The sequence below is a fragment of the Mesorhizobium sp. M0904 genome (assembly GCF_040319475.1).
Taxonomy (GTDB): Bacteria; Pseudomonadota; Alphaproteobacteria; order Rhizobiales; family Rhizobiaceae; genus Mesorhizobium.
In genome coordinates, this window is record NZ_JAMYOC010000003.1 from 195731 (window position 1) to 212307 (window position 16577).

At 62.7% G+C, this 16577-nt stretch carries 16 protein-coding genes and 1 riboswitch; of the genes, 6 read left to right on the forward strand and 10 right to left on the reverse strand.

The window, feature by feature from the left end; translation table 11 throughout:
- Positions 1-31: 31 nt before the first annotated feature.
- The 4 genes from NKH80_RS05225 to NKH80_RS05240 all read right to left on the reverse strand — a co-directional run bounded on the left by NKH80_RS05225 (position 32) and on the right by NKH80_RS05240 (position 4722).
- A complete protein-coding gene (locus NKH80_RS05225) occupies positions 32-874 on the reverse strand; it encodes an acyl-CoA thioester hydrolase/BAAT C-terminal domain-containing protein (RefSeq protein WP_352990051.1) in 843 nt (280 codons plus the stop codon).
- Between the two features lie 156 nt (positions 875-1030).
- Positions 1031-2086 (reverse strand): substrate-binding domain-containing protein, encoded by a 1056-nt coding sequence (locus NKH80_RS05230; protein WP_352990054.1) that lies wholly within the window; start codon positions 2084-2086, stop codon positions 1031-1033.
- A gap of 45 nt (positions 2087-2131) precedes the next feature.
- Positions 2132-3127, reverse strand: coding sequence for an ABC transporter permease (locus tag NKH80_RS05235; RefSeq protein WP_352701766.1), 996 nt, complete (start codon positions 3125-3127; stop codon positions 2132-2134).
- 83 nt (positions 3128-3210) lie between these two features.
- Positions 3211-4722, reverse strand: a complete 1512-nt coding sequence (locus tag NKH80_RS05240; RefSeq protein ID WP_352701768.1) for a sugar ABC transporter ATP-binding protein — start codon at positions 4720-4722, stop codon at positions 3211-3213.
- Positions 4723-4857: 135 nt separating this feature from the next.
- Here NKH80_RS05240 and mtnK point away from each other — a divergent pair, with 135 nt between their 5' ends.
- The 5 genes from mtnK (at position 4858) to dhaL (ending at position 9695) form a co-directional block, all read left to right on the forward strand.
- On the forward strand, positions 4858-6129 hold the full coding sequence (mtnK, locus tag NKH80_RS05245) for an S-methyl-5-thioribose kinase (RefSeq protein ID WP_352990058.1): 1272 nt from the start codon (positions 4858-4860) through the stop codon (positions 6127-6129).
- Entirely contained in the window at positions 6126-7220 is a 1095-nt protein-coding gene (mtnA, locus tag NKH80_RS05250; protein ID WP_352990061.1) for an S-methyl-5-thioribose-1-phosphate isomerase, read from the forward strand. Before mtnK ends, mtnA begins: the two co-directional genes overlap by 4 nt.
- 56 nt (positions 7221-7276) lie before the next feature.
- Positions 7277-7424: riboswitch (FMN riboswitch) on the forward strand.
- 76 nt (positions 7425-7500) lie between these two features.
- Positions 7501-7974 carry a 6,7-dimethyl-8-ribityllumazine synthase gene (locus NKH80_RS05255; protein ID WP_352505327.1) on the forward strand — a complete coding sequence of 158 codons (474 nt, stop codon included), beginning with the start codon at positions 7501-7503 and terminating at the stop codon, positions 7972-7974.
- Between the two features lie 68 nt (positions 7975-8042).
- Positions 8043-9050 (forward strand): dihydroxyacetone kinase subunit DhaK, encoded by a 1008-nt coding sequence (locus NKH80_RS05260; protein ID WP_352505328.1) that lies wholly within the window; start codon positions 8043-8045, stop codon positions 9048-9050.
- 9 nt (positions 9051-9059) lie between these two features.
- A complete protein-coding gene (gene dhaL / locus NKH80_RS05265) occupies positions 9060-9695 on the forward strand; it encodes a dihydroxyacetone kinase subunit DhaL (protein WP_352505329.1) in 636 nt (211 codons plus the stop codon).
- Here the strand turns inward: dhaL and derI are convergent.
- From derI to NKH80_RS05280, 3 genes are read right to left on the reverse strand one after another with little or no spacing between them, the layout of a single operon-like run.
- Complete coding sequence (derI, locus tag NKH80_RS05270) at positions 9692-10135, reverse strand: D-erythrulose-4-phosphate isomerase (protein ID WP_352505330.1); 444 nt, start codon at positions 10133-10135, stop codon at positions 9692-9694. The two genes, dhaL and derI, sit on opposite strands and share 4 nt — an antisense overlap.
- A 26-nt stretch (positions 10136-10161) precedes the next feature.
- The gene (locus NKH80_RS05275; RefSeq protein WP_352505331.1) at positions 10162-10920 is read right to left on the reverse strand and encodes a triose-phosphate isomerase; all 759 of its coding nucleotides are present in this window, start codon (positions 10918-10920) and stop codon (positions 10162-10164) included.
- Positions 10921-10930: 10 nt separating this feature from the next.
- Positions 10931-11695 carry a DeoR/GlpR family DNA-binding transcription regulator gene (locus NKH80_RS05280; protein ID WP_352505332.1) on the reverse strand — a complete coding sequence of 255 codons (765 nt, stop codon included), beginning with the start codon at positions 11693-11695 and terminating at the stop codon, positions 10931-10933.
- Positions 11696-11951: 256 nt separating this feature from the next.
- Here NKH80_RS05280 and fba point away from each other — a divergent pair, with 256 nt between their 5' ends.
- Positions 11952-13016, forward strand: a complete 1065-nt coding sequence (gene fba, locus NKH80_RS05285) for a class II fructose-bisphosphate aldolase (RefSeq protein ID WP_352701790.1) — start codon at positions 11952-11954, stop codon at positions 13014-13016.
- 44 nt (positions 13017-13060) lie between these two features.
- Here the strand turns inward: fba and NKH80_RS05290 are convergent, their stop codons facing one another.
- The 3 genes from NKH80_RS05290 to NKH80_RS05300 are packed head-to-tail and all read right to left on the reverse strand — an operon-like array spanning position 13061 to position 16576.
- Positions 13061-13999, reverse strand: a complete 939-nt coding sequence (locus tag NKH80_RS05290) for a sugar phosphate isomerase/epimerase family protein (protein ID WP_352505459.1) — start codon at positions 13997-13999, stop codon at positions 13061-13063.
- Positions 13999-15516, reverse strand: coding sequence for a glycerol-3-phosphate dehydrogenase (locus NKH80_RS05295; protein ID WP_352701792.1), 1518 nt, complete (start codon positions 15514-15516; stop codon positions 13999-14001). Before NKH80_RS05295 ends, NKH80_RS05290 begins: the two co-directional genes overlap by 1 nt.
- Before the next feature lie 19 nt (positions 15517-15535).
- Positions 15536-16576: a 2-hydroxyacid dehydrogenase gene (locus NKH80_RS05300; RefSeq protein ID WP_352701794.1), complete on the reverse strand. Its 1041-nt coding sequence runs from the start codon at positions 16574-16576 to the stop codon at positions 15536-15538.
- Position 16577 lies beyond the last annotated feature (1 nt).

Here is a 16577-nt window from a genome sequence, read left to right on the forward strand (position 1 = left end):
CACGGCCATGGAAGACATTCTCGAACGGCTGCTACAGCAGGCCTCGGATGTCTTCCCAAGCCTTGCTGCCCAGCTTTCGATCGGCCTCGTCATTGCCTCCGTGTGCGTGCAATGCGGAGCGTGGTGTGTTCTCGCCTGGCAAGAGAATGCGGTGTCCCGCGTCCGGCGACGAAATGAGATGAATGATCTTACCTGCTTCGCCGCACCGCCTAACAATATCTCGGGCGAACGATAGGGAAGGCCACAGCGCATCGTCGCCGCCGGCGACGAGCAGAATCTCGGCCGATGCGGTCTCAACAGGGATGGTCGCCGCATTCGCTTCCCGCTTGAGCGTTTTCAAACAACTTTCGAAAAGCCCCCTGTAGGACACCTGGCCATCGACGTACTCTGGTGTCCAATCTGGATCTGTCGGCACAAACGGCAGCGCGATGCCGTCGAGCGACCATGAGGATCGTTCAGGCCAGCTGACACCATCGCGGCCCGCACCGATATTTCCCCAAACTACGGATGACGGGCTAATCGCGACCACCGCATCAATTCGCTGGTCATGGACCGCGGCAAGCAATGACGCCTCGGCACCCTTAGACGTGCCCACATAGACGATACGACGGCATCCTGTTTCAATGAGATAATCGGTTGCCGCAAAGAACGTTTCCAAGGGAATTTCACATATTCCGGGAACCTGGCCTTCACCGCCAAACCACTGCAGCGCCAAGGCCGACGTACCCGCATTTGCAAAGAGCCGCGCGCGCCCAACATCAACACGGCCACTCGATCCACCCAACACCACAACGCCCGTGGTGGCCGTCAAGCATCGAAAACATGTTCCGGCGACAGCGCCGGTAAGACTTTCCTCTACCGCCCGCACCTCCATGTACCCGTCAATCCTGGATTTCGGTTGTCCAATCGGCCCGCAAAGCCGGTGGCTGCGACAATTGAATTCGGTGGTCCGGCACGCCAGACATCTTCGACAAAAAGGCCGCCTGCAACAAGCTGCGGCAGACGGCTATTGTTTTGCTCGTGCCGAAAGTCACTTCGCGTTCGGGTTCGGCATCCAGGCCGGCATCGCGACATCGGCATGGGCGAATTGCGGCAGCTTGGCCGAGAGGTCCTCCATGTTCTTGATGTCCTTGTCGATCAGATCCTTCTGGGTGATCAGCGTCGGCGGCACGATGACGTTGTGGCCCGGGTCTTCGCCGGCCAAGAGTTGCGCCAGCGCACGCACCGAGACCTGGCCGACGACGGCCGGGTTGGTGGCGGCGGTTGCCGCCCAGGCGCTGTCCGGCTCGCGCATCGCGGCGATGTCCGAGGTAGAGATGTCGGCCGAATAGATCTTGATGTCCTTGTTCAACCCGGCCTCGTCGACGGCGATCTTCACGCCTTTGGCGAATTCGTCATAGGGCGCGAACATCACCTTGATGTCGGGATGAGCCGACAACACCGAGCGAGCCTGGTTGGCGACCGAATTGGCGATCGGATTGTCGAGCGTGCCGAACATGGCGACTTCGTTGATGCCCGAATATTTCTTCTTGAATTCGACCCAGGTCTCGTTGCGGCGGTCGAGCGGGGCGATGCCGGCGACATAGACATAGCCGGCCTTCCAGCTCTCGCCATTGTCTTTGACCGCCTGTTCGAGTGCGAGGCGCGCGAGGTCGCGGTCGGATTGCTCGATCTGCGGGATCTTGGGGTTTTCGACATTGACGTCGAAGGCGACGACCTTGATGCCGGCATCGACCGCGCGCTGGGCGGCGTCCTTCATCGATTCCGTCAGTCCGTGCTGGATGATGATGCCCTGGACGCCGAGCGCGATGGCCTGGTCGACCATGTCGGCCTGAAGCGCTGCGTCCTGGCGACTGTCGAGCACGCGCAGGTCGACGCCGAGCGCCTTGGCCTGCGCCTCGACGCCGGACAAATACGCCTGGAAGAAGTCGCCGGTCGAGAGATAGCGGACCAGCGCTATCTTGACGGCGCCCGATTTGTCGAACGGCGCTGGCCGATCCTGCGCCATCGCTGGCAACTGCATCAGCAATGTTGCGCCGGCAAGCCCGAGCGCTGCCTTCCCCAAAAGTCTTCTTGTGATGTTCACGTCGCTTCCTCCACTTGTTGAACCCAAAATGTAACCGGTCGAAACCTATCTCCTGCCCCTGCCGGACAGGGCGAAGGTGAAGACAAGGGCGACCACGAGAACCACGCCCTTGACGAAATCCTGCGTGTAGTAAGGCGCGTTCATCATCGTCAGGCCCTGCAGCAGCACGCCGACAAACACCGCGCCGACAGCCGTGCCGAAGGCGTTCGGCTTGGCGGCGCCGAGAACCGCGTAGCCGATGAGTGCCGCAGCCACCGCGTCGAGCAACAGATTATTACCCGAGGCGATGTCGCCACGTCCAAGCCGGGCGGCGAGCAAAATGCCGCCGATCGAGGCAAAAACCCCAGAAATAACGTAGGCCCAGATTTTGTATGCCTTGACAGGCGCGCCGGCGAGTTCGGCAGCGCGTTCGTTGCTGCCGACGGCGTACATCATGCGGCCGAAACGCGTGTATTCGAGAAAGAACCAGATCAGCACCGCCAGCACGAGCAGGACGACGACCGACACCGGGATGAGGTTCGGGATGAAGAAGTCGAAGCGATGGCGGCCAAGCGCCAGAAACGCGGCGCCGAAGCTGCCGTTGGCGACCGAGCCGTCGGGCATGGTCATGCCGGTGGCGATCGAACGGCCCTCGGTCGGTATGCGCTGCAGGCCGACAAGCAGGAACATCATGCCGAGCGTCGCCAAAAGGTCCGGCACCCGCGTATAGACGATCAGCCAGCCATTGATGAGGCCGACGACGGCGCCGATCACAAGGCAGACGACGACCGCCACGACGGCGTTCTGTTCCAGCACCACCATGACGTAGGCAGCCGCCATCATGGCGCTGGTGGCGACCGAGCCGATCGACAGGTCGAAGCCGCCGACGACCAGCGTGGCGGTGACGCCGAGCGCCAGAACGCCGGTGATGGCGACCGACTGGAAGATGAAGACGGCGCTTTGCGGCGAGACGAAACCATCGGCGGCGACGGCGAAATAGGCGATCAGCCCGAACAACAGAACGATGAAGCCGTAGCGAATAGCATGGTCGCGCAGGATCATTCAGCGCTCCCGTACGCTGGCACCGTCTTTATCCGACCCGAATTCATACCCTCTCCATTCCAATTCTCATCGTCTTCCCGCTCTCAGGCTGCGCTGTGCAACGGCCCGCCCGCCACTTCGGCCAGCAGACGCTCGAGATCGACATCGGTGTTGCGGTGCTCGCCGACGATCGTCTGCTCCGACATCACCAGGATGCGATCAGCCGTCTCCAGGGCTTCGTCCAGTTCGGTGACGAACAGCAGCGTCGCGCGGCCATGGGCGCTCGCCCGCAGCTTGGCGGCGATGTCACGCCTGGCCGAAATGTCGACGCCCTGAAAAGGCTCGTCGAGGATGAACAACCTTGCCGCCTGGGACATCCAGCGGGCGACCATCACCTTCTGCTGATTGCCGCCGGAAAGCGACGCCATCTCGTCCCTCTCGGAGCGGCAGACGATGCCCAACTCCTGGATCTGCTCGCGGGCAACAGCGCGTTCGATACCGCGTTTGAGAACACCGAGACGCGACATGCGACTGTGGAACGGCAGGCTGATGTTTTCCTGGATGTTGAAGTCGCCGACGATGCCGTTTTCGCCCCGGTCCTTGGCGACGAGAAACACGCCGGCGGCAATCGCTTCGCCGGTCGACGCCGGCGCATAGGGTTTCCCGTTCAGCACCATGGCCCCGGACAGCGGCTTGCGCAAACCGAACAGCGTCTCGGCAAGTGCGGTCTTGCCGACACCGACGAGGCCGGTGATGGCGACGACCTCGCCGTCGCCGAGGGTCAGCGAAATCGGCCTGGCGCCTTCAGCAATCCGCAATGCATCGGCAGCGAAAATTGCTTTGGCCGAATTCCTGGCGACAATCCGCTCGAGCTGGATCTTACGGCCGAGCATGGCGTTGACCGCACCTTCGTAATCCAGCGGCTTCTTGTCGAAGATACCTGAGATAACCCCATCGCGCATTGAAATGATGCGATCGGCAAGCCGTCTGATATCCGACATACGGTGCGAGATGTAGAGGATCGCCACGCCTTGCTGGCGGAGCCGGTCGAGCAATGCGAACAGCCGGTCGGCTTCGGCGCTGGACAGCGAGGAGGTCGGCTCGTCGAGGATCAGCACTTTCGGCCGGTGCGCCATGGCGCGGGCGATCGCCACCATCTGGCGGTCGGCCAGAGAGAGATCGCTGATCCGGGCCTTGAGGTCGATGGCCAGTCCCATACGGTCGGCCACCGCCTTTGCCTCGCGACGCACCCGGCCCGGATTGAACAGCGTCGGCACGCCGCTGCCGCTCAGCCTGTCGAGGGTAAGGTTGGTTGCGACGTCGAGGTCGGCGACGACACCGTCATTGATGTTCTGGTGGACGGTAACGACGCCGGCGCGGATCGCCTCGGCCGGCGTTTTCGGGTCGAAGTCCTGACCGGCAAGCGACATCGAGCCGCCGCCATGGTCGTAAACACCGCTGATGATCTTGACGAGGGTGGATTTGCCGGCGCCGTTGGCGCCCATCAACACGGTTACTTCGCCGGCATGCAATTCGAGCGAGACGCCGCCAAGCACCTCGATATGGCCAAAGGATTTCCTCAGGCCGTCGACGCGGAACACGGCATCATTGCCCATTCGTTCCTCCCTGACCGTGACGCTATGGGCTATATCGGCAATTGTCAACACGATTGACAATTGCCAGAAGGCTTCCTAGCTTGGCCCGGCCGCCATGGCTCCGCTATTATCGGAGCACATGAGCGGGAGGTGAGGATGACTGGGAAATCGCCGTTCGAAGCACTGTCGGTCGAGACACTGGCGGGCCGTCTCGGTGCCAACGAGGCCCTGTGTTCGCAGATCGGCAAGGATACGAGCCAGTGGAAGGTTCGTGAAGTCGGCGACGGCAATCTGAACCTTGTGTTCATCGTCGAAGGTGCTGAGGGTGCGGCCGTCGTCAAGCAGGCCCTGCCCTACGTCCGGCTGGTCGGCGACAGCTGGCCGCTGCCGTTAAAACGCTCCTTCTTCGAATACCATGCGCTGACGCGGCAACAGGCACGGGCGCCGGGTTCGGTGCCTGAGATCTACCACTTCGATGAAGGCCAGGCGCTGATCATCATGGAGTACCTGTCGCCGCACATTATCTTGCGGCGGGCACTGATCGAAGGCCGGCAATTGCCGAACATCGCGAAAGACATCGGCTTGTTCATGGCCCGCACGTTGTTTCGCGGCTCCGACCTGCATATGGCGACCAAGGACCGCAAGGCCGATCTGGCACTGTTCGCCGACAATGTCGAACTATGCGACATCACCGAGAACCTGGTTTTCTCGGATCCGTATTTCGATGCCAAGATGAACCGGCACACCAGCCCACAGCTCGACGGCATTGTCGCCGAGCTGCGCGCCGACCGCGATCTCAAGGTCGAGGCGCAGCGCATGAAGCACATCTTCGCTGCCAATGCCGAGACGCTGCTGCATGGCGACCTGCATTCCGGCTCGATCATGGTCACCGATGCCGAAACGCGGATGATCGACCCCGAATTCGCCTTCTACGGGCCGATCGCCTTCGACGTCGGCATGCTGCTCGCCAATTTCTGGATGGCGTTCTTCTCGCAGCGCGGCCATGAACAGGGCGGAAGCCGCGATGCCATGCGCGGCTATCTGCTCGGCGTTACGGTCGAGACATGGTCGGTATTCCGCGCCGAGTTCTCGCATCTGTGGCGGACGGAGCGTACCGGCATGCTCTACCAGAAGAGCCTGTTCGAAGATCAAGGCGACAGGCTTGGCGCCGAGCAAGCGCTCGACCACATGCTGCAGTCGATCTGGACCGATCTGCTCGGCTTTGCCGGCGTCGAGGTTCACCGGCGCATTCTCGGCCTTGCCCACAATGCCGATTTCGAGACTATTGCCGATCCGGATCTGCGCGCCAGATGTGAGGCAAAGGCGCTGAAATTCGGCCGTCACCTCGCCGTCAACCGGCGCCAGATCCACAGCATCGACGAGGTCAACCGGTTGGCCGCGCTGATCGAACGGGAGAGCAGGATTTGAACGTCGGCGACCGCCACTACCGCACCATCTGGCCGAGTGACGACGGGCGTTCGGTGGAGATCATCGACCAGCGCTGGCTACCGCATGATTTCCGCATCGAAAAGATCGATACCGTCGCCGGCATCGCCACGGCAATCCTCGACATGTGGGTGCGCGGGGCGCCGCTGATCGGCGTCACCGCGGCCTATGGCGTCGCCATGCAGATGGCCGACGACCCGTCGGATGCAGCACTCGACGTCGTCTGGGCAACCTTGCACGAAACGCGCCCGACGGCGATCAATTTGCGCTGGGCACTGAACGAAATGCAGCGCTTCCTGCTGACGCTCCCCCTGGCAGAACGTGCCGCGGCTGCGTATCGGCGTGCCGGCGAGATCGCCGACGAGGATGTCGGCCTCAACCGCGCCATCGGCGCCCATGGGCTCGAAATTATCAAGGCGATCGCGGCGCGCAAGCAGCCGGGCGAACCAGTCAACATCCTGACCCACTGCAATGCCGGCTGGCTGGCCACCGTCGACTACGGCACCGCCACCGCGCCGATCTATCTGGCGACGGAAGCCGGCATTCCAGTCCATGTCTATGTCGATGAAACGCGACCCCGCAACCAGGGTGCCCAATTGACCGCCTGGGAGATGGCCGGCCACGGCGTGCCACATACGCTCATCGTCGACAACGCCGGCGGCCATCTGATGCAGCGCGGCCAGATCGACATGGTCGTCGTCGGCACCGACCGGACCACCGCCAACGGCGATGTGTGCAACAAGATCGGTACCTATCTCAAGGCACTGGCGGCCGCCGACAACGACGTGCCGTTCTATGTCGCGCTGCCGTCGCCGACGATCGACTGGACCGTGGGCGACGGGCTGGCCGAAATCCCGATCGAACAGCGCTCGCCCGACGAGGTCTCGCTGGTCTGGGGCAAGACCGCTTCCGGCGAGATCGCCCAGGTCCGCGTGTCGCCGGAAGCCACGCCGGCGGCCAATCCGGCCTTCGACGTGACGCCGGCGCGGCTGGTCACCGGTTTGATCACCGAACGCGGTGTCGCTACGGCCTCGCGCGAAGGCCTGAAGACGATGTTTCCCGAGCGCGGATGATCCGCCGTCGGCGCCGCGATTGACAGCGTCATCCTGCCCTCCCATACATCTGCCGTCAATGTTCTCAGGGCGGGGTGAAAGTTCCCACCGGCGGTGAAGGGTTTCGGCCCAAGCCCGCGAGCGCCTTCCAGATGATCGGAAGGGTCAGCAGATCCGGTGTGATTCCGGAGCCGACGGTCAAAGTCCGGATGGAAGAGAACGAATGGAAGACGGTCCGCTTTCGCGGTTCGGATTCCGTATCGTGCGTCCTGATTCTGGTTCGAAACGGAAGGATGGACCCATGAATCAGCATTCCCGGAAAAACTATGAAACGATCCGCGTTGCCGTCATTCGGGCGCGCTGGCACGCCGACATCGTCGACCAATGCGTTGAAGCGTTCGAGGCGGAACTGGCGGTTCTCGGGGAGAAACGCTTTGCCGTCGATGTCTTCGACGTGCCGGGTGCCTATGAGATTCCCCTGCATGCAAAGACCTTGGCCCAGACCGGTCGCTATGCGGCGATCCTCGGCGCGGCGTTTGTCATCAATGGCGGCATCTACCGCCATGAATTCGTGGCGGGCGCTGTCATCGACGGCATGATGAACGTGCAATTGTCGACTGGCGTGCCCGTGCTTTCGGCGGTGCTGACGCCGCACAACTACCATGACAGCGCGGACCATCACCGCTTCTTCTTCGAGCATTTCAAGGTCAAGGGCAAAGAGGCGGCCAGTGCCTGCGTGCAACTGCTGGCGGCACGCGAACGCATCGCGGCATGAAATCTCCGTCGCGGGTGGAAATCCCGGTAAGGCGCTGTAGTATCTCACGAAAACCAGGGAGGATGCTGGTGCAGACCAAGAAGATCATCAATGACGGTAACCGCTCCGTCGACGAGATGCTGGAGGGCATCCTGGCTGCGCATCCGCGCCATCTCAGAAGTGCGGAGGGAAGTCCGCGCTCCATCATCGCCCGCGACGGCCCACGCCCCGACAAGGTCGGTCTCGTCATCGGTGGCGGCTCGGGCCACGAGCCGACCTTCCTCGGCTTCGTCGGCAAGGGGCTGGCCGACGCCGCCGCAATCGGCAATGTCTTCGCCTCGCCGCCGCCGGACCCGATCCTCGAATGCGCCAAGGCGGCCAGCGGCGGCGCCGGCGTGCTGTTCATGTACGGCAACTATGCTGGCGACGTGATGAACTTCGACATGGCCGCAGAGATGGCGGCGATGGACGACATCGAAGTGCGCACCGTGCTGACCACCGACGACGTCGCCTCGGCGCCACGCGACCAGAGGCAGAAGCGGCGCGGCGTCGCCGGCAATTTCTTCATTTTCAAGGCCGCCGGTGCCGCATGCGACCAGATGCTGTCATTCGATGAATGCGAGCGTATCGCCAGGAAGGCCAACGATCACACCTTCACCATGGGCGTGGCGCTGTCGCCCTGCTCGCTGCCGCAGACCCGCCGGCCCAATTTCGAGATCGGCCCGGACGAGATGGAGATCGGCATGGGCATTCATGGCGAACCAGGCATCGCGCGTGGAAAGTTGAAAACCGCCGACGAGATCACCGACGAGATGCTGGACAAGATGCTCGACGAGATGGCACCGGCGCGCGGCGATAAGGTCGCCGTGCTCGTCAATTCACTCGGCTCAACGCCGTTGATGGAGCTTTACATCATGAATCGGCGCGTCAAGCAGAGGCTCGACGACATCGGCGTTTCCGTCCACGCGACCTGGGTCGGCAATTATTGCACGTCGCTCGAAATGGCCGGCGCCTCGGTGACGCTGATGCATCTCGATGGCGAATTGCAGGAGATGCTCGACCATCCCTGCGACTGCGCCATGTTCCGCGCCGGCTGAGAGAGCATCATGACATCCACCGATACGGCCAAATTGAAAAAAATGTTCGATGCGATCGCCGCAGCGATCGACGCCGACAAGGACAGGCTCTGCCGGCTCGACGGCGTCATAGGCGACGCCGACCATGGCATCGCCATGGCACTAGGCTTCGGCGCTGTGCGCGACGCGCTGGACCAGATCGATGCGTCGACCGAGCCGACGGCATTGCTCAACACCGCGGCAAAGTCGTTTCTCAACGCAGTCGGCGCCTCGTCGGGCCCGCTCTATGCGACCGCCTTCATGCGCGGTGCCGCCGCCGTCAAAGGCAAGGCAATTCTGGAGGACGCTGACGTCATCGCCATGTTCCGGGCGATGGCACAAGGCATCCAGGATCGCGGCAAGGCCGAGCTCGGCGAAAAGACCATGGTCGACGCATGGCTGCCGGCAGCGCGGGCAGCGGGTGTCGCACAGGAAGCCGGCAAGAGCCTGTCCGAGAGCCTGGATGCGGCACTTGCCGCGGCCGAAAGCGGCGCCGAGGCGACCAAGGACATGATCGCCACCAAGGGCCGCTCTTCGCGTCTCGGCGAGCGCTCGCTCGGCCACGTCGATCCTGGCGCCGCGTCGGCCGTGACGATCGTCAGGGCGATGCGGAACAGTCTGGCTTAGCCCCGCTTCGCCGCGTCGAGCCTGTCGATGGCCTGGACATTGCCGGCCGATGGTCCCTTCTCATCGAATTCCGATGCGAGCCAGGCGTCGACGATCGACTTGGCCAGTTCCGGGCCGATGACGCGCGCGCCCATGGTGATGATCTGGGCGTTGTTGGATTTCGCCGCGCGCTCGGCCGAATAGGTGTCGTGGGTGAGTGCGGCGCGAATGCCGGGGACCTTGTTGGCGGAAATGGATACGCCGATGCCGGTGCCGCAAAACAGGATGCCGCGATCGTTCTCGCCGTCCAGGATGGTCTGGGCGAGCTTCTGCGACAGGTCGGCATAGTAGCCCGCCTGGCTGAGATCGTTGACCGTGAGGCCGGGCTTGGTGGCAAGGTGAGCGGCAATGACGTCGAGCAGCGGCTTGCCGGCGCTGTCGGCTCCAATGGCTATTTTCATGTTCGGTTTCCTTCCTGGTCGATGCTTCAGATCGCCGCCGAGGCGCGTTTGAGGATGTCGATATAGCCTTCCGCCTGCCAGGCGGAACGGCCGATGAACAAGCCGTCTATATTGGGCTGGCCGACCAATTCGGCGGCATTTTGCGGATTGACGCTGCCGCCATAAAGCACCGGCGGCACCACGGGCAGCAGGTCGCGGGCGATTTTCTTGATCAGCGCCTGCTGCTTGTCGGCATAAGCAGAACTTGCCGGCACGCCCTTGTCGCCGATCGCCCAGACCGGCTCATAGGCGAACAGGATCGTCGCCGCCTTCGCCGCCCCTTCGAGAAACTGCAGTGCGCCGTGCACCTGCAGGGCCAGTACCGCAGCGGCCTGCCCGCTGTTGCGTTGAGCCAAGGTCTCGCCGACGCAGATGAGTGGCACGAGACCGTGCTTCACCGCCGCTGCAGTCTTCAGCCCGACAGCCTTGTCGGTCTCGCCGAAATGCTCGCGCCGTTCGCTGTGGCCCAACTCTACCATATCAAGTTCGCAGTCTTTCAGCATTACCGGCGAGATCTCGCCGGTCCAGGCACCGGCGTCGGCCCAATGCATGTTCTGCGCGCCAACCTTGATGCGTGTCGGCGACAGCGCTTTCTTGACCTCGCGGACCGCCGTGAAGGGCGGGATGACGAAAGGCTGAATGCGCTCGTCGAAACCGGGGACGAACTTCGCCAGCGCCTCGGCGAAGGCCATCGCCTCGGCGAGCGTCTTGTTCATTTTCCAGCTGGTGCCAACCCAATAAACCATACGCGCCCTCCTACTCTGCGATCACGGTCAGCGAAACGCCAGCGCCATCCAGCGCGGCGCGCATCTGCGGCTGCGGCTCGCGGCCGGTGAAGACCATGTCGAAGGCCTTAAGATCGGTCAGGAAGTGCAAGGCGGTGCGGCCAAACTTGCCGTGATCGGCCAGCAGATATTTGCGCGCTGCTGCAGCCATCATCAGCCGTTTGGTCTGGACCACTTCCTGATCTTGGTGAAAGGCTGAGGCACCATGGATGGCCGATGAAGACAGGAAGGCGACATCTGCGCGCAAAGATTTCAGCGTGTCTTCGGCGAGCAGGCCGAAGAAGCCGTGGAACTTCTTGCTGTATTGGCCGCCAAGCGCAATCAGGTTGATGCCGGCAACGCCCGCCAAATCCTGGATGACAGCCAGGTTGTTCGAGATCACCGTCAGCGGACGCAGATCGGCAAGGTGCCGAGCAACGCCGCCCGCAGTCGAGCCGTCGTCGATAATCACCGTCTGGCCCGGCTCGATCATCCTCACGGCGGCGACGGCGATGCGCTTTTTCTCGTCGCCAGCCAATCTCTGGCGGTAACGGAAATCGCTCTCGAAAAGGCTGCTCGGCTGGATCGAGGCGCCGCCGCGCACCTTGCGCAGAAAACCGCTTTCCTCGAGCTCGTCGAGGTCGCGGTGGACGGTCATCTTCGACACGCCGAAACGTGAGGCAAGATCGTCGACACTGGCGGTGCCGATGTCCATCAGAAAATCCATGATGCCTTGCCGACGGCCGTCGCTCTTCATTTCCGCGGTTTCCTCGTACACCCCGCGTCCGAGATATAACAGCAAACGTCGCACAAGCCACCAAATTTTTTGTGATAATGTTATATCTCTATGGGATATCATGACGCTTCTGGTCGCGTGCTGTAACAAGAATTGCTGCCGGCCGAGCGCCCAGCGGTTGCGGTGCCGCGGAAATCCGGCCAGAAGCATCAGGGGCTCGACGACAACCGAACAGCCCGCAAACACTGGCCCGAAACCGGATACGGGAGACTACTGAGTGGCTCGCATCACACTGAGACAATTGCTCGACCATGCCGCCGAATACGGCTATGGCGTGCCTGCCTTCAACATGAACAATATGGAACAGGGTCTCGCCATCATGGAGGCAGCCGAGGAGACCAAATCGCCGGTTATCCTGCAGGCAAGCCGCGGCGCGCGAGCCTACGCCAACGATGTGGTGCTGGCCAAGCTGATCGACGCGCTGGTCGAAATCCATCCCGATATCCCGGTCTGCATGCATCTCGACCATGGCAACAACGAAGCCACTTGCGTCACCGCGATCCAGCACGGCTTCACGTCGGTGATGATGGACGGATCGCTGAAGGAAGACGGCAAGACACCGGCCGACTACGCCTATAATTCCGGCATCACCCGCCGCGTCGTCGACATGGCGCATTGGGGCGGCGTCTCGGTGGAAGGCGAGATCGGCGTTCTCGGATCGCTGGAGATGGGTGGCGGCGAGCAGGAGGACGGCCATGGCGTCGAGGGCGTCATCAGCCACGACCAGCTGCTGACCGATCCCGTGCAGGCCGAACAGTTCGTGCGCGACACCCGTGTCGATGCGCTGGCCGTCGCCATGGGCACCAGCCACGGCGCCTACAAGTTCAGCCGCAAGCCGGATGGCGCTGTGCTCGCCATGAACGTCATCGAGGAAATTCACCGCCGCCTGCCGAGCATGCATCTCGTCATGCACGGCTCGTCCTCGGTGCCGGAGGAGCTGCAGGAGATCATCAACAAATATGGCGGCCAGATGAAGCCGACATGGGGGGTGCCGGTCGAGGAGATCCAGCGCGGCATCAAGCACGGCGTGCGCAAGATCAACATCGATACCGACAACCGCATGGCGCTGACCGGCGCCATTCGCAAGGTGCTGACCGAGAACCCGAGCGAATTCGACCCGCGCAAATATCTGACGCCGGCGATGGCCGCCATGCGAAAGCTCTGCAAGGAGCGTTTCGAGCAATTCGGCACCGCCGGCAACGCACCGAAGATCAAGCCGCTGCCGCTATCGGAAATGGCCAGGCGCTATAAATCCGGCAGCCTCGACCCTAAATTCGGCTGATGTGTTCTGGATGAGCAGGGGCCGCATCGGCTCCTGCTCATCCATCATGCTCGCGGCAAAAGATCGGCCCTGCCGGCCTCGATGAAGGGCGCCCAATAGCCGACCGACTCGCGGATCATGGCGATGACCTGGTGGTCGACGGGCTCGCGCTCGCGGAACGACAATTCGAGGCAGATCTCGTTGTCGACGCCGCCGCCACGGCGAATCGTCTCCAGCAGCTTTTCCGGTGTGATGCGGCCGTCCTTGTTGTGGGCGGCAATGAACGGCCAATGGCCACCCTTGTTCATCGACGACTGCTTGACGTGGATGATCGGCGATTGCTTTGGAAAGGCTTCGGCCCAGGCATAAGGGTCGATGTCGTCCGGATTGCTCGACGTCACGTCGCCATGATCGATGTCGACCATCATCTTGAGCGGGATCGCCATGCCGGCGGCATCGATCTCGCGCTGCAGCGTCCGGCAGCTCTCGATCGTATGGCCGAACTCGCGGCCGACCGACATCGGCTCCCAGAACAGGTAGATCAAGCCGGCGGCCTGGGCATGCTCGGCAACCTCACGCCAGCACGCCAGCGCGATGTCGAAAAGCCGCGCGCGACGTTCAGGATCGTCGTAATCCCGATGGGTGAAGATCGCGAACTGCGTACCCATGCCGCCGGCGCCGAGCTCGGCCGAAATTTCGGCAAAGGTCTTGAACCAGTCGACGTAGTAGCGTCGCACGTCGGCATCGGGATGGCCGAAATGATTGAGCCGGCCGTAAGGGCCGGTCATCGCCGAGGTCACGCGCACCCCGGTGCGGTTGAGAGCGGAGCGGAACAGGCGGGTGAATTTAGCGATCGTTGCCGCCGGCCAGCCGGGATTGATGAACTCATGCGTGAGCTGCACGTCGCGGATGCCGATGTCGTAGGCGATCGTATCGATCAGGTCGTCCGGTTCGGCAAAACGGTTGACCAGCGGATTGGTGTTGAGGGACAGCGTAAAGGCCATCAGCCGGCCTTCGCCAGCCGATTCGAACACCAGTCCTCGAACGCTTCTCTTTCCGCGCTGGACAGATGCAGGCCGTGCTTGGTGCGTCGTTCGAGAATATCGGCCGCGGTCTCGGCCCATTCGTGCTCGAGCAGGTAGTTAGCTTCGCGCTCGAAAAAATCCTTGCCGAAGCGCCGGCCCAGTTCGGCGAGCGAACCGGCCGCGCCGACCAGATCACGCGTCCTTGTGCCATAGAGCCGGCCATAATGCTTGACCAGGGAGGCGGGCATCCAAGGATATTCGTGGCCGAGGTCACCGAGGAACTGCTCGAAATCGGCATTGGCGATATCGCCGCCCGGCAGATGCCCTTTCGAGGTCCACGGCTTGCCCATCTTCGGAAAGAACGGGGCGATGCGGTCCAGCGCGTGCTCGGCCAATTTGCGGAAGGTGGTGATCTTGCCGCCGAAGACGGAAAGCAGCGGCGCCTGCCCTGCCGAAGCGTCGAGTTCGAAAATATAATCGCGGGTCACCGCACTCGGATTGTCGGCATTGTCGTCATAGAGCGGCCTGACGCCGGAAAACGAATGAACGACGTCGCCGCGCGCAAGCTGGCGCTTGAAGTAGCGGTTGACCACCTTGATCAGATAATCGATCTCGCCGGCATCCGCGGTCACGTCTTCCGGCCGCCCGTCATAGGGGATGTCGGTGGTGCCGATCAGCGCCAGATCGTTCTGGTAGGGATTGATGAAGATCACGCGCTTGTCGCTGTTTTGGACGAGATAGGCCTGTCGCCCTTCCCAGAATTTTGGCACGACAATGTGGCTGCCCTTGACCAGGCGCACGTTCCGCTTGGAGTTCTGGCCGGCCACGCGGTTGACGATGTCGTTGACCCAGGGACCGCCGGCGTTGATCAGCGCCCGTGCCCGGACTGTGGTCCTGACGCCGGTTCGACCGTCGCGCATCTCCACCGACCACAGGCCGCTTTCGCGACGGGCGGCAATGCAGGCGGTTCGGGTGAATATCCTGGCCCCACGCTCCGCGGCGTCGAGCGCGTTGATGACGACCAGGCGGGCGTCGTCGACCCAGCAGTCGGAATATTCGAAGCCGCGCTTGAAGGCGTCCTTGATCGGCGCGCCTTCGGGTGCGGTGCGCAGGTCCAGCGTGCGGGTGGCCGGCAGCCGCTTGCGGCCGCCAAGATGATCGTAGAGGAACAGGCCGAGCCGGACCAGCCAGGCCGGCCGGTCATCGGGGCTGTGCGGCAGCACGAAGCGCATAGGCCAGATGATGTGCGGCGCGGATTCGAGCAGCACCTCGCGCTCGATCAGCGCCTCCCGCACCAGGCGGAACTCGTAATATTCGAGATAGCGCAAACCGCCATGAACGAGCTTTCCCGATCGCGAACTGGTGCCTTCGGCGAGATCGCCTTTTTCGCAAAGAATGACCGACAGGCCACGGCCCGCCGCATCGCGCGCGATTCCGGCGCCATTGACGCCACCGCCGATGACGAAGAGGTCGACGATTTCGGTTTCACCGTTCATCTCGCTCGATGCCCTGTCGTCAGCATGGATTGACCGGAGGCAGACCGGCGATGAAGCGGCGCACTTCCTCGGCCGCCTGCTCGGCCGCATAAGTCACCGTGCGCACCGACGCGCCGGCGATATGCGGCGTCAGTGTCACGTTCGGCAACTGCAGCAAGGGCCAGTCGGCAGGCACCGGCTCGACGGCGAACGTCTCCAACATGGCACTGCCGATCTGTCCCGAGACGAGCGCCTCGTAGAGTGCATCGTAGTCAACCAGCGGTCCGCGCGCGGTATTGACGAAGATTACGCCTGGCTTCATCCGGGCAATAGCGTCCTTGCCGATGAGGCCGCGCGTCTCTTCGGTGACCCGGGAATGCAGCGTGACCACATCGGAGCGCGACAGCAGATCGTCCAGCGCTACCAGCTCGACGCCGGCATTGCGGTCCTCGACGCTCAACTGCACATAGGGATCGGAGACCAGGATGCGACAGCCGAAAGCACGCAGCAGCCGAACCAGCCTGGTGCCGATATTGCCATAGCCGATAACGCCAACGGTCATTTCGTTGAGCTCGCGGCCGGTGCGGTCGGCGCGGTAGAGATCGCCGCGCCACTCGCCCTTGCGCAAGGCTTCGTGGCCGACGCGGATCAGCCGCGTTTCGGCGAGAATGGCGCCGATGGTGAACTCGGCCACCGCGCTGGCGTTGCGGCCGGGCACATTGACCACCGTGATGCCATGGGCCTTGGCGGCAGCCATGTCGATGTTGATCGGCCCGCCGCGCGACACCGCAACCAGCTTGAGTGTGGGCAGGCGCTGCATCATGGCTTCGGAGAGCGGCGCAAGCTGGGTAACAAAAATTTCGGCATCGCCGATAAAATCGACCACCTCGTCCGGATCGCCGAAATACTCCTTGACCTTGTCGAGGCCGAGCGCCGCATTGCCGAATTGCATCGGCTCGTCGGGCCAAGCGGTCTCAACGGTGCGGATGTCGAGATTGTCGCCGCAGGCCGCCTCGATTTTCTCGCGAAACACGTCCGGAAGCATGAAGCGGTCGCCGATGATCGCAATTTTCTTGGGCATG

Bases quoted from the DNA above. Each gene is read 5' to 3' on its own strand.
- NKH80_RS05225 (WP_352990051.1), bottom strand. From the start codon at position 874: ATGGAGGTGCGGGCGGTAGAGGAAAGTCTTACCGGCGCTGTCGCCGGA.
- NKH80_RS05235 (WP_352701766.1), bottom strand. From the start codon at position 3,127: ATGATCCTGCGCGACCATGCTATTCGCTACGGCTTCATCGTTCTGTTG.
- NKH80_RS05240 (WP_352701768.1), bottom strand. From the start codon at position 4,722: ATGGGCAATGATGCCGTGTTCCGCGTCGACGGCCTGAGGAAATCCTTT.
- mtnK (WP_352990058.1), top strand. From the start codon at position 4,858: ATGACTGGGAAATCGCCGTTCGAAGCACTGTCGGTCGAGACACTGGCG.
- NKH80_RS05255 (WP_352505327.1), top strand. From the start codon at position 7,501: ATGAATCAGCATTCCCGGAAAAACTATGAAACGATCCGCGTTGCCGTC.
- dhaL (WP_352505329.1), top strand. From the start codon at position 9,060: ATGACATCCACCGATACGGCCAAATTGAAAAAAATGTTCGATGCGATC.
- derI (WP_352505330.1), bottom strand. From the start codon at position 10,135: ATGAAAATAGCCATTGGAGCCGACAGCGCCGGCAAGCCGCTGCTCGAC.
- NKH80_RS05275 (WP_352505331.1), bottom strand. From the start codon at position 10,920: ATGGTTTATTGGGTTGGCACCAGCTGGAAAATGAACAAGACGCTCGCC.
- NKH80_RS05280 (WP_352505332.1), bottom strand. From the start codon at position 11,695: ATGAAGAGCGACGGCCGTCGGCAAGGCATCATGGATTTTCTGATGGAC.
- NKH80_RS05290 (WP_352505459.1), bottom strand. From the start codon at position 13,999: ATGGCCTTTACGCTGTCCCTCAACACCAATCCGCTGGTCAACCGTTTT.
- NKH80_RS05295 (WP_352701792.1), bottom strand. From the start codon at position 15,516: ATGAACGGTGAAACCGAAATCGTCGACCTCTTCGTCATCGGCGGTGGC.
- NKH80_RS05300 (WP_352701794.1), bottom strand. From the start codon at position 16,576: ATGCCCAAGAAAATTGCGATCATCGGCGACCGCTTCATGCTTCCGGAC.